Raw genomic sequence first — 12,178 nt, 5'->3', positions numbered from 1 at the left:
TTCGGCTGAATCAGCTGGTCCGTGCCGCGAACTCATCGACGATCGTTTCGCAAAAGGCCTCGAGGTCGTCCGGGTTCCGACTCGTCACGAGTCCGTCGTCGACCACGACCTCCTCGTCCACCCACTCGCCGCCGGCGTTGCGGATATCGGACTCGAGGCTGTGGTACGAAGTCAGCGTCCGGCCCTCGACTGCGTCTGCCTCGATCAGCGTCCACGGCCCGTGACAGATCACGCCGGCCGGTTTGCCGTCTGTGAGATGTTCTTGCAGCAACTCGACGCCGTCCGCGTCGGTTCGAAGCGTGTCCGCGCCGACGGTACCGCCCGGGACGACCAGCGCGTCGTAGTCGTCCGCGGACGCTTCGTCGAACGTCCGATCGACCTCGTAGCGCTCGCTCTCCTCGAGGTCGTTATTGACGGTCTGGCCCTCGCCCGATTCGCTGCCCAAAACGTCGACCGTCGCCCCGGCGTCGGTGACGGCGTCTCTCGATTCGATGAACTCGACTTCTTCGGTGCCCGCGGGCGCGAGGAAGATTCCGATCGTCGTGTCCTCGAGCGGTCGGCTGTCGGGTGTGCTCACACTGGCTCGGAGGAGCGGCGTGCGGACAAGGATTCGACTTGCTCGTGCAACAGCCACTGCGACACCCCAATCGAATCCTTCCGCCCCGGAAACCGACGCTGCGTAGAGGATCACTCGGCCGGGAGGCGAACGGTAACGATGCTTCCCCCGTTGTCCCCCCTCGCGTACTGAAGGGATCCGCTGAACGCGTTGACGATCCGTCGCGCGAGCAACAACCCGATCCCGTTCCCGTGGCGCAACTGAGACGGTTCGTCTCGCACCTCCTCGTCTATCATCGACCACTCGTCGGCAGCGATCCCCGGCCCGTTGTCTGCGATCTCGACGTGCGCCTCTCCCGCGTGCTCGAACACTCGAACCGTCACCCGCGGCGAGGGCGAGCAGTTGTGCTCGATCCCGTTTTCGATGAGTTGCTCGAGGGCTGTCTCGATCCGTTCGTTGCATTCGACGACCACCGGCTCCTCGGTTGCTACCGTGATCGACGCCTCCGGATAGCGCGCTCGGAGCCGTTCAGACACCGTTTCCGCGACGGCATCGATCTCGAGTGGGTTCGTCTCTCCGGTGGGGTGGAGAATCAGATCCACCATTTGCTTCGCCTTTTCGCTGGTCGTGAGCAGGTTTTCCGCAGCGGCGTCGATGTGGTCGGCGTACGCCGCCGTTCCCTCCTCCGTGGATCTCTCTCTAAGCGTCTCGACGTACCCCCGTATCACGGACAGATCGTTCCGAATGTTGTGACGAAGGAGCCGATTGAGCACTCGCAGCAGACGTTCGCGGTCTTTGAACGCCGTAATATCGCGCGCCTCCGGAACGAGCAGGGTGACCCTCCCATCGTCGTCGGTTATCGGCCGGATCGAAAGGTCGATCACGGCCTCCCTGTCCGCGCCCCGAACGCGGAGTTCGTCCCGGTACGGACTTCCTGATTTGGCCTGTTCGAACCCGTTTCGGAGGGATTCCCGGTCTCCTTCGTCACAGAACTCCAGCGCCTCCCACAGTTTGGCTCCGACGACCGAGCGCACGTCCGTATCGGCGAACGACACTCTCGTCTCGTTCGCTTCGATGATGGTTCCGTCGGGCGACACTAACCCGGTGAACTGGTACGTATTGTTGAACACCGCTTCGAACCGACGCTGTCGCTCCATGCGGCGCGATATGTCACGACCGATACCGACTAGTTTCTCCGGCGTCCCGCGTTCGTCCATCATCGGTGCACCGGTGAACTCGTACGGAACGTGGTCACCGGCTTTCGTTTTCAGGCGGGCTTCGACCGTGGTCGTCTCGCCCGCCTCGAAGACGTCCTCGATGTGCGTTCGAACCCGGTTTCGATCCTCCTCGGCGATGAACTCGAGGGCGTTCATCGTCGCTATCTCGTCGTCGGTGTAGCCGGTAGTGCGCCGAAATTGGTCGTTCCACCGCGTTGGTGACCCGTCTCTGTCGAACGCGTAGAGGAGGTCCGGAAGCGCCTCGAAGATACTCTTCGTAAACGCCTGCTCGTCACGAAGCGACTGTTCGCGCTCTCGGCGGTCGGTGATGTCCTGCACGGCACCTCGAAGGCGGATGACCGTTCCGTCCCTCATTTTCGGGACGCCTTCCGTGTGGACCCACCGCTGCTCGCCGTGATGCGTGATGATTCGGAGTTCTTCCTCGAAGGGGTCTCCGTTACGGATCGCGTCCTCTATCGCCTGGCGAATGCGGGGTCTGTCCTCGGGATGGTAGAAGTCGATCGCCTCGTCGATGGACGGGGAGGCGTCTACGGGAATGCCGTGAATTCGGTTGACCTGGTCGGTCCATCGCAGGTCTCCGGACTGCAGGTCGAATTCCCAGCCGCCGACCACGGCCATCTGCTGCGTGTGGGCGAAGAGGTCGTTTTGACGTTCCAGACGCTGTTCGTACGTTTTCTGTTGGGTAATATCGATAACGACTCCTTCTACGGCCGCCACTTCGCCGTCGACTTCGACTGGGCTCGCTCGCTCCAGCACGTGCTTGATGTCGCCCGACCGCGTTCGGATACGATAGGTCTCAGTATACTGGCGTCGGGCATCGAGACCGTTTCGGATGCTCTGCTCGAGGGCATCACGATCATCGTCTACGACGAGGCTGCCATAGCTGACGTCCCCTTGCGTAAACGCGGACGATGGATAGCCGGTCAGCGCTTCGACCTGCCCGTTGAGAAACGTCATCTCCCACGGCGGTTTCGGGTCGTACCGGTAGGCGAGACCAGGGAGGTTATCGAGGAATCGGTCCAGCGTCGGACCGGGTTCGTCGGGGAAATTACTATCGGACACGGTCGGATCCTGTTCGTACCAACTCGAACGCTCCGGTATAACTCCCGCGGCCGACCGTCATCCCCACAGTTCTGTCGAGAGAGTCACATCGCACGACAACCACTGTTATACCGAGTCGTTGCGTTCGTTCGAACGAGATGCGCGCTGTACGCCTTCACGAACACGGTGACGCGGACGTACTGCAAGTCGACGAGGTTGACCGGCCTGACCCCGACGAGGACCAACTGCTAGTCGAAATCGCCGCCGCGGGCATCAATCCCGTCGACACCTACTTCCGAGACGGCTCGTACACCCCAGTCGACGTACCGTTCACGCCCGGCGTCGACTTCGCGGGCACCGTCGCCGAGACGGGCGACGGCGTCGACGGCTTCGACGAGGGCGACCGCGTCTTCGGCACCGGAATCGGCAATGGCGGGTTTCAGGGGTCGTACGCGGAGTACGCCACCGTCCCGACGGATCGCGTGGTTCATCTCCCCGACGGCGCCGACCTGACCGAAGCGGGTGCCGCTGGCGTCGCGGCCGTCACCGCCTGGCGCGCGCTGATCGATCACGCCGACCTCGAGCCCGCGGAATACTGCCTGATCCACGGCGGCTCCGGCGGCGTCGGCCACGCGGCGGTCCAGATTGCGGCCGCCGTGAGCGCCCGCGTCATCACCACCGCGTCCGAGGGGTACCACGACGCCCTCGCCGACTACGGGGCCGAAACGGTCCTCGACTACGGCCGCGACGATCTGGCCGATGCCGTGCTCGAGGCCTCCGACGGCGGCGTCGACGCCGTGCTGGACCACCGGCTCGACGACTACCTGCAGTTCGACGCCGAGGTCGCGGCGACGGGCGCACGCGTCGTCGGTATCGGCGAGAACAGTCCCGATCCGGGCTTTACCAACGACGGCCCCGCACGATCGAAAGACGTCACGTACCAGTTCATGAGCATGTTCAACACGCCGGATCTGCGCGTGCCGCTGCGCGGCGTCGGCCATCTCATGAGCACGGGCGGGCTCTCGATCGACGTGGCGCGGACGTACGACCTCGAGGAGGCGGCAGACGCCCAGCGCGCCGTCATGGAGGATAGCTTCCTCGGAAAACTGGTCGTAGAGCCGTAGTCGCGACGGAAACGATCCGTATAGACGGGCAGCGGAACGAGACCGCTACTGAGGCGAGTCGCAGACGGCGTCCGTCCGGGAGAGCAACGTTCGGCCGCGATCGGTGAGCGAGACGGTCTTCGTCGCGGAGTCGAACTCGACCGCGTCCGCAGCGGCTAACTTCGGGATGTGAGTGTGGTGGAGCGATATCTGGACGGCGCGGCGGTCTTCCGACGACACGCCGCCGTGATCAGAAATCGTGTTCGGCTCCGACGTCGCTTCCCCCGTCGCGATCTCGACGGCGATCTCCTGGAGCGGGACGGAGCCGTCGACGTCCTCGAGGTACTGCAGGAGTTCACGTCGTCTGCGGTCGGCTAACAGATCCATCGCCGTGTCTACGTCGTCCGAATCGCCGAACGCGGTGAGACTTTCGGGCGAACTGAGTAGCGGGATCATACCACTGATAGCGCCCGAACGGTATTTATATCGCGTGTGAGTCCGATCGAAACACTATCTGCGTCCGGGAGGAATCGCCGCTATCAGTGTCTCTATGGCCGTTTCGCGGCCCCACGACCCGTTACGCGAGGTCGGCGACCGCTTCCATCGTCGTCCGCTTGTCCTCCTCGGTCATGCCGTCGACGAAGCCGACCCGAACGGCGTCGACGCCGTCGATCTCGCTGTACTCCTCGATCCACTCGCGGACCTCCTCGGGGGTTCCCGCGGGCGCCAGTTCGTCGAGCAGTTCGTCGGGCAGGGCCGCGGCCATCGCGTCGGTGTCGCGGTCGTCCCAGGCTGCTCTGATCTCTTCGACGATGTCGGGGTAGCCCTGTTCGGCGACCGAGTTCCCGTAATAGGGTCCGTAGGCGCCGAGCATGAACGCGATCGATCCTCGCGCCTTCGCGCGAGCCTCCTCGCGGTCCTCGGCGGCGATACAGCGGACGATCGGGGCCACTCGAAGGTCCGAGAGGTCCTTGTCGGCCAGTTCGGCGCCGCGCTCTAGGTCCTCGAGTCGATCGCGCAGGCCGTCGGCGGTGAACATCTGCGGGGCCCAGCCGTCGCCGAATCGGCCTGCCATCTCGGTCGCTTTGGGGCCGAGGGTACCGAGGTCGATCGGCGGCGGGTTCTCGCTCGGGCCGCGCTCGTAGCCCAGCCCCGGAATCTCGAAGATCTCGCCCTCGTAGGCGGGGTTGCCCTCCTCGAAGACGGTGCGCATGACTTCGATCACCTCGCGGGTCCGTCGCAGCGGGCGATCGAACTCCATGCCGTGCCACCGCTCCGTGATCGCGGGCGAACTCGGGCCGATCCCGAACCGGTAGCGGCCGTCGGCGGCGGCCTGCAGCGTAAGCGCCGTCTGAGCGAGCATCGCCGGCGTCCGCCCGTACGGCGAGATCACGTCGGTGGAGATCCCGAGTTCGTCGGTGCGGTCGGCGGCCAGCGTCAGCGGCGGCACGATGTTCCAGCCGGTCGTCTCGCCGACCGTAATCCGATCGAAACCGAGATCCTCCGCCTGCACGGCGCGCTCGGCGACGTCCTGTGGTCGGTCGTAGTCTCCGAGTCGGATCAGCAAGTCCAGTTCGGCGTTCATCGTTCGTCCCTCCACACCGGCGCTCGAGTCGCGCGTCGCAGTGTCATCACCATGCACCGCGGTATGCAATCACATAAAACTGTAGCGTTTCCGTCCGGTCACGTCGCGGACACTGGCGGTTCCAGCGCCGGAGAAGATCGAGTTCGAGACGTTTCAGCTCGACAGGATCTCGTCACAGAGCCGCTGTGCGGCCTCGAGATGCTCGCGCGCTGCCCCATCGTCGGGCTCGTCGACTTCAGAGAGGAGCGCCCTGACAGTCTCGACGCGCTCGCGGACGACCGTCGGCTCGAGCCCGGCGGTCGCGGCGTCGCTGGCCACCGCCTCGGCCTCGCCGAGCCAGCGGTTCGTCTCGCGATCGATCGGGCGCTCGGCGGTCGCTGCCAGCCGGCGATGGAGCGCGCGGGCCCGCGCCTCGAGCGAGTCCCGACCGTCAGCGCCGGGTGAATCGTCGGTCACGATCGAACGAACGGGCGCACTCACCGTGACGGTTCCGCCGTCGAACCCGCGGGGGCTACGCCTCAGCGCTCGAGCCGGTGGGAAACGTTGATACCGGTCGTGACTAACGTGGTCGTATGACACGCGACTGCTCGTTCCTCGAGCAACTCGACCTCGCGGACGATCAGGTCTCCTTCGCGGACGGCCGCCGGGAATCGCACGCGACCGACTACGGATCGGAGCGCAACGACGAGGACGGCGCGCTTCCCGATGCCGTCGTCTGGCCGGAGACTACCGACGACGTTTCGGCGGTGCTCGCCGCGGCGACCGACCGCGGCGTCCCCGTCACACCCTACGCCGCGGGGACGGGACTCGAGGGCAACGCCGTTCCGGCCCACGGCGGGATCAGCCTCGATCTCACGCGCATGGACGACGTGGTCGACTACCGGCCCGACGATTTCCAGATCGACGTCGGTCCGGGGATCATCGGCTCGGCCGTCGACGAGCACGTCGCCCCCGACGGTCTCTTCTTCCCGCCGCTGCCGTCGTCTGGCGACATCTCGACGATCGGCGGGATGATCGCGACCGACGCCAGCGGCATGCAGACGGTCCGCTACGGCGAGATTGCCGACTGGGTGCTCGGCCTCGAGGCGGTACTCGCCGACGGCACCGTCATCGAGACCGGGTCGCGGGCGATCAAGACCTCGAGCGGCTACAACCTGACCGACCTCATCGTCGGCAGCGAGGGGACCCTCGCGGTCGTCACCGAGGCCACATTGGAGCTCGCGGGCCGTCCCGAACAGATCCGCGGGGGGCGAGCGATCTTCGAGACGTTAGACGACGCGGCCGAAGCAGTCTTCGACGCGGTCAGAACTGACGTCGGCGTCGCCCGGATCGAGCTCGTCGACGGGCTGAGCGCGACGATGGCGAACGAGTATCTGGGCAGCGACCTGCCCGACGCGCCGATGGTCTTCCTCGAGTTCCACGCCAACCACGGCGTCGACGAAGAGATCGACCTCTGTCGGGCGATCTTCGAGGACCACGACGTCGTTCGCTTCGAGATGAGCGACGACGACGCCGAGATGGAGGAACTCTGGAAGGCCCGTCGCGAACTGGCCTATGCCGTCTCGACGTACGACCCGGACCTCCAGCCGCTCCATCCCGGCGACGTGACGGTGCCGATCAGTGCCTACCCGGAGGTCGTCCGCGAGGCCAAACGGCTGGCCGACGAATACGACCTGCTCGTCCCCTGCTTCGGCCACGCGGGCGACGGCAACCTCCACTACAGCGTCATGGTCGACCCGAGCGATCCGGACCAGCTCGAGCGCGGCGAGCGCCTCTACCGCGAGATCGTCGAACTGGCAATCGAACTCGGCGGGACTGCCACCGGCGAACACGGCATCGGCGAGGGGAAACAGAAGTACCTCGAGCCGGAACACGGAGCCGGCGCGGTCGAGACGATGCGGACGATCAAGCGAGCGCTCGATCCGACGGACACGCTCAATCCGGGGAAGATCTTCCCCGAGACGGCCGACGGCGGGCGCGTGCACGATCGGGAGCGCTGAGACGGGTCGACGGGTCGAATCCCTGGCCGACGAGTCACGTTCCGGGATCGATATGTACGCAAACGTTATGATTCTCCCGTCGAATCACGTCGCCAATGCACCGGCGGGAGTTCCTCGCGCGCGTCCCGCTCGCTGCCGCCGGAACAGTCGCCGCATCCGGGACCGTCGCGGCCGGCGGCGGCGACGGCCGCCTGACGATCGAAGTCGTTCCGCACGCGTCGGTCAGTCCGACCGACGCTGCGATCCCGGCCGTCCTCGAGGGCGCTCATCTCTTCGCCGAGACGTGGACTGACGCGACTCCGGGGGTAGCCGAGGTGAGACCGGACCCGACGACACTCGCTGGCTTCGATATCGTTCCGTCGTACCACGAGACGCTCGATGCGATCGCCGACGACGACGCACTCCGGTCCGATCGAACTCCCGAAACGGTGACGCTGTTCGTCATCGACGACGGGGCGACGGCGGCGGGCGCGATGCGTTCGTATGCGGGCCACGACGGAGTCGGTGACGGGAAACCGGGCGCGTACGGCTACGTCAACGCCACGCTCGGCGGCCTGCTCGGAGTGCAAGTCGGGATGCCGCCCGGTCTGCTACGGAACTTCGCCGCCCACGAGTGCGGGCACGCGGTCCTCGGCTGGGCGGACTTCCCTCACTATCCGGCCGACGAGACTCACCGCGACCCGTCGCCGGGGCTCCGCGCCCACAGTTGCGGGGCGCAGGACCACCCCGCGGCGAGCGGCCCGTTCGTCCGCCACGGGATCACGCCGATGGCGACAGGCTACTCGGCGCGTGAGAGTCGAAATACCCCACGAGAGCACCGGTTCGCGACGGAACAGGGCAAACTCGGCGAAGCCGTGGCGCCGGTCGACGAATCACGGTCGTACTTCAACATGGACTACGTCCCCCGATTCTCGCGGACGGCTCGAGCGGCGATGGCCGCACACTACCGACAGTTCGTCTCGTAGCCGGTCGCGAGAACGAGCCGCGAGCGGGTCACCGCCCGCCGACGGAGCGTACGACGACGGTGACCGGACTCCCAGCGAGCGCTCGAGTCAAGCAGAGTTTTTAACACTGGATCTGTCCGACATGAGTACAGTTCGGGAAGCGAGGGGAACCTCGCATCCGAGTATCGAGGAAGATATGAGAGGTAGGATCCACGTCGACGTTCGAGCCAGTTGTAGCCTCCTCGGCACGGTACTCAAATATCTCTCGCTGACGCTGCTGTTCCCGACGGCGATCGCGCTCTACTATCGGGAGAGCCCGGTTCCGTTTCTCCTCACGCTGCTCGTCGCCGTCGCGATCGGCGCCGGCCTTGAGCGCCTCGAGGCCGACCCCGACCTCGAGCACCGGGAAGCGTTCCTGCTCGTCTCGCTGACGTGGCTCGTCGTCCCGCTCGTCGGGATGCTTCCCTATCTCGTCGCCGGGACGGGGACGATCGCGGATCCGGTCAACGCCTTTTTCGAGAGCATGAGCGGCTTTACGACGACCGGCGCGACGGTCATGGGTGACATCTCCGTCGACACCCATTCGCGGTCGATCTTGATGTGGCGACAGCTCACGCAGTGGCTCGGCGGAATGGGAATCCTCGTCCTGATGGTCGCGATCCTCTCGGTGCTCTCCGTCGGCGGGACGCAGCTTATCCGAGAGGAATCGCCCGGCCTACAGGTCGAGAAACTGACTCCCCGGATTCGGGAGACTGCGAGAGCGCTCTGGCTGATTTACGCCTGGTTTACGCTCGCCGCCGTGGTCGTCTACTACGGACTCCATCTCGCCGGTCTGGCGCCGAACATGGACTTCTACAACGCCGTTGCCCACGCGCTCACGTCGCTGCCGACCGGCGGGTTCTCTCCGGAGGGACGCAGCGTCGAGGCGTTCTCACCGATCGTCCAGTGGGCAGTCATGTTCTTTATGATCGTCGCCGGGACGAACTTCGCGCTCTACTGGTACGCTTGGCACGGCCGTTTCGATCGGCTGATCGAAAACGCCGAGTTCCGGGCGTACCTCCTCGCGATGGGAGTCGTCGGCGGACTCCTCTCGGCCCTGCTGTTCCTCGGCGTTGGTCTCGCGGCCGTCCCCGAGGCCGTCGCGCCGATTCCGGGCAGCCTCGAGCGCTCGTTGCGCCACGGGCTCTTCCAGTCACTCGCGATCGTGACGACGACCGGCTACGCCAGCATGGACTTCAATACGTGGAGCGAGTCGACCCAGATGATCCTCATCTTCGCGATGTTTCTGGGCGGCTCGGCGGGGTCTGCCGCCGGTTCGATCAAGATCGTTCGCTGGTACGTCATCCGGAAATCCATGCGACGCGAACTCTTCCGACTCGTCCACCCGCAAGCGGTCCGCCCGATCCGCATGGGCGGCACCGGCGAGGTCATCGACGAGGAGACCATTCACGGAATATTCGTCTTCGTGGCGCTCTTCCTGACGCTGTTCGTCGTCTCGACCGTGCTCCTCCTCATCGATGCCCATCGCACGCCGGGACTCTCGCTGTCGGCGCTCGAGGCGGTCAGCGCCGTGATCGCGACGCTGGGCAACGTCGGCCCGGGTGTCGGCGTCGTCGGGCCGATGAACAGCTACGAGCCGTTCTCCGACGCCGCGAAACTCTACATGGTCTTCCTGATGTGGATCGGCCGACTCGAGATTCTCTCCGTGCTGGTCATCCTGACGCCGGCGTACTGGCAGTCGTAGCGCAGTCACTCGCTCTCGCCGGCGGGCGGGACCGGCCGCTCGGATCGCGTCGCGGGTCCAGTCGCCGCTTCGGACGGCGACTCGTGGAAGTCCACCCCCGTAATTTCGAAGCGTGCGCCGCCGTCTGCGTCCGCGGTCGCCGTCACCGACCAGCCGTGTACCTCGCAGATGTCCGCGACGATCGAGAGTCCGAGGCCCGTTCCGCGGTCGCTGGTCGTGTATCCCGATTCGAAGAGTTGCGCTGGCTCGTCTTCGAATCCCGTCCCCGAATCGGTTACGGCGAAACCGTCGTCCACTGTTTCGATGGTAACGACGAGATCTGCTTCGTCGTCGTGGCCTCCTCCGTGCCGTCCCGGATGCGGCTCTGCCCGTCCGTGTTCGACCGAATTCCGGAAGAGATTCTCGAGTAACTGGCGGAGTTGGGTCCGGTCTGCGCTGAGTATCCCGTCGCTGGCGATCGAGAGCGTCGAGCCGTCCGTCTCGACCGTCGACCAGGCTTCGGTCGCCACGTCGGCGATCGAAACCGGACCGGGATCGAGCGCGGCCTGTCCCTGCCGGGTCAGCGCCAGCACGTCGTCGATCAGTTGTTCCATTCGCTCGTGGGACTCGGCGACCGTCCGGACGTAGTCGGGATCGTACTCCTCTTCGAGCAACTCGAGGTACCCCTTCGAGACCGAGAGGGGATTTCGCAGGTCGTGGCTGACGACGCCCGCGAACTGGTCTAGCTTGCGGTTCTTGCGCTCGAGTTCGCGCTCTCGGCGGACGCGATCGGTGACGTCGTGGACGACGACCGTCCAGCCGATCGGTTGCCCGCGGCCGTCGTCGATCGGCGAGGTCGAGAGTTCGTAGTGCCGGCGGTCGGTGCCGTTCTCGAGCGAAAATTGGCTGACACGGCCGTCGGAGTCGTCATCGGTATCGCCGGCGGTCGCGCCATCGGCCTCGTCGGTGCGAACCGCGGTCCGATCCGTCGCCGGCTCGAGCGGGTCGCCGAGCACCGCATCGACGTTCACGTTCGGTACGACGGCCGCGATCGGGTTGCCGACGAGGGCATCGCGAGGGCGTCCGAAGATCTCCTGAGCGACCGGGTTGCTGTCGACGACCCGACGGTCGGCGTCGATGACGAGCACGCCGTCCTCGAGGTTCGCGACGACCTCGCTGCGAGCGATCGGGGTGAGCTCGAGGAGGCGGTATCGGTAGAGGCCGAACGTGATCGCGAGTCCGGTGACGGTAAAGCCGATCGGCGTCGTCCCGATGATCTCGAGCGAGGACGTCGAGATGACGGCCGTCCCCCAGGGGACCGCGATGGCGACGAGCACTGCGACACCCTGCCAGCGGTAGAGCCGCTCGTTTCGCACGACCAGGGTGAGAACGAGTACCGACGTAACCGCGAGACAGAGCGTCGCGTAGCCGAGGTGGACGAACAGGCCGAGACGCGGCTCCGAGGTCGCGACCGTCGCAGACGACGTCCACCAGCTTCCGAGGGAGATCGGCTTCTCGTACGGCGGTCCCCACAGTACGTACGTCCAGCCGTTGATCGCAAGCAGGCCGACCATGACGAACGGCTCTACCGCCAGCAAGCCCAGCCGTCGGCGAGTGAGCCAGCGATCTTTCCCGGTGTACTCGAGCGCGAAGACGAGGAATAGCGTCGGGATAAGGGCGGCACACAGCCACTGTACGTCGGCCCAGCGGAGCTTCCAGGCCATCGTCGCCGATTCGATCTCGAGGATGTGCGCGCCGAGCCAGACGGCGACGGTAGCCATGAGGGCGGTGAGCGAGACCGAACCCGCGGCTGGGCGCGTCCGCCACGCCGAGAGAGTCGTGCCGCCGGCGACGACGAGCGAGAGCAACAGGACGATACTGTACGGGTTGATCACCCAGCCCATCCGTAGATAGCTACCTCTGCAGCAACGAGATGCAAGTGTCTACCGACCACCGACCGAGTACCGTTCCGAAACGCCGGAGCGCCG

The 12,178-nt window shown here is 65.7% G+C and carries 10 protein-coding genes; 4 read left to right on the top strand and 6 right to left on the bottom strand.

Annotation, left to right across the window (positions count from 1 at the left end; translation table 11 throughout):
• Positions 1-10: 10 nt before the first annotated feature.
• Both NDO75_RS22870 and NDO75_RS22865 read right to left on the bottom strand, forming a co-directional pair.
• Entirely contained in the window at positions 11-577 is a 567-nt protein-coding gene (locus NDO75_RS22870) for a type 1 glutamine amidotransferase domain-containing protein (RefSeq protein WP_310908939.1), read from the bottom strand.
• Positions 578-687: 110 nt separating this feature from the next.
• Entirely contained in the window at positions 688-2,856 is a 2,169-nt protein-coding gene (locus NDO75_RS22865; protein WP_310908938.1) for a PAS domain-containing protein, read from the bottom strand.
• A 137-nt stretch (positions 2,857-2,993) separates the two neighbouring features.
• Here NDO75_RS22865 and NDO75_RS22860 point away from each other — a divergent pair, with 137 nt between their 5' ends.
• A complete protein-coding gene (locus NDO75_RS22860; protein WP_310908937.1) occupies positions 2,994-3,959 on the top strand; it encodes an NADPH:quinone reductase in 966 nt (321 codons plus the stop codon).
• A 45-nt stretch (positions 3,960-4,004) separates the two neighbouring features.
• Here the strand turns inward: NDO75_RS22860 and NDO75_RS22855 are convergent, their stop codons facing one another.
• From NDO75_RS22855 to NDO75_RS22845, 3 genes are all read right to left on the bottom strand, one after another.
• Positions 4,005-4,394: a hypothetical protein gene (locus NDO75_RS22855; protein WP_310908936.1), complete on the bottom strand. Its 390-nt coding sequence runs from the start codon at positions 4,392-4,394 to the stop codon at positions 4,005-4,007.
• 121 nt (positions 4,395-4,515) lie between these two features.
• Positions 4,516-5,523, bottom strand: a complete 1,008-nt coding sequence (locus NDO75_RS22850) for a TIGR04024 family LLM class F420-dependent oxidoreductase (protein WP_310908935.1) — start codon at positions 5,521-5,523, stop codon at positions 4,516-4,518.
• A gap of 153 nt (positions 5,524-5,676) precedes the next feature.
• Positions 5,677-5,979, bottom strand: coding sequence for a hypothetical protein (locus NDO75_RS22845; RefSeq protein ID WP_310908934.1), 303 nt, complete (start codon positions 5,977-5,979; stop codon positions 5,677-5,679).
• A 116-nt stretch (positions 5,980-6,095) separates the two neighbouring features.
• Between NDO75_RS22845 and NDO75_RS22840 the strand changes: the two genes are divergently transcribed.
• The 3 genes from NDO75_RS22840 to NDO75_RS22830 all read left to right on the top strand — a co-directional run bounded on the left by NDO75_RS22840 (position 6,096) and on the right by NDO75_RS22830 (position 10,211).
• Entirely contained in the window at positions 6,096-7,523 is a 1,428-nt protein-coding gene (locus NDO75_RS22840) for an FAD-linked oxidase C-terminal domain-containing protein (protein ID WP_310908933.1), read from the top strand.
• Positions 7,524-7,618: 95 nt separating this feature from the next.
• Positions 7,619-8,488 carry a hypothetical protein gene (locus NDO75_RS22835; protein ID WP_310908932.1) on the top strand — a complete coding sequence of 290 codons (870 nt, stop codon included), beginning with the start codon at positions 7,619-7,621 and terminating at the stop codon, positions 8,486-8,488.
• A gap of 175 nt (positions 8,489-8,663) precedes the next feature.
• Positions 8,664-10,211: a TrkH family potassium uptake protein gene (locus tag NDO75_RS22830; protein WP_310908931.1), complete on the top strand. Its 1,548-nt coding sequence runs from the start codon at positions 8,664-8,666 to the stop codon at positions 10,209-10,211.
• 5 nt (positions 10,212-10,216) lie between these two features.
• Here NDO75_RS22830 and NDO75_RS22825 read toward each other — a convergent pair whose 3' ends face one another.
• On the bottom strand, positions 10,217-12,094 hold the full coding sequence (locus tag NDO75_RS22825) for a histidine kinase N-terminal 7TM domain-containing protein (protein WP_310908930.1): 1,878 nt from the start codon (positions 12,092-12,094) through the stop codon (positions 10,217-10,219).
• Positions 12,095-12,178 lie beyond the last annotated feature (84 nt).

It is taken from the genome of Natrinema sp. 1APR25-10V2, assembly GCF_031626495.1.
In the GTDB taxonomy this organism is placed as follows: domain Archaea; phylum Halobacteriota; class Halobacteria; order Halobacteriales; family Natrialbaceae; genus Natrinema.
The sequence above is the reverse complement of the archived record's forward strand: the minus strand, read 5'-3'. Positions and strand labels throughout refer to the sequence as shown.

Bases quoted from the DNA above. Each gene is read 5' to 3' on its own strand.
- NDO75_RS22860 (WP_310908937.1), top strand. From the start codon at position 2,994: ATGCGCGCTGTACGCCTTCACGAACACGGTGACGCGGACGTACTGCAA.
- NDO75_RS22855 (WP_310908936.1), bottom strand. From the start codon at position 4,394: ATGATCCCGCTACTCAGTTCGCCCGAAAGTCTCACCGCGTTCGGCGAT.
- NDO75_RS22850 (WP_310908935.1), bottom strand. From the start codon at position 5,523: ATGAACGCCGAACTGGACTTGCTGATCCGACTCGGAGACTACGACCGA.
- NDO75_RS22840 (WP_310908933.1), top strand. From the start codon at position 6,096: ATGACACGCGACTGCTCGTTCCTCGAGCAACTCGACCTCGCGGACGAT.
- NDO75_RS22835 (WP_310908932.1), top strand. From the start codon at position 7,619: ATGCACCGGCGGGAGTTCCTCGCGCGCGTCCCGCTCGCTGCCGCCGGA.
- NDO75_RS22830 (WP_310908931.1), top strand. From the start codon at position 8,664: ATGAGAGGTAGGATCCACGTCGACGTTCGAGCCAGTTGTAGCCTCCTC.
- NDO75_RS22825 (WP_310908930.1), bottom strand. From the start codon at position 12,094: ATGGGCTGGGTGATCAACCCGTACAGTATCGTCCTGTTGCTCTCGCTC.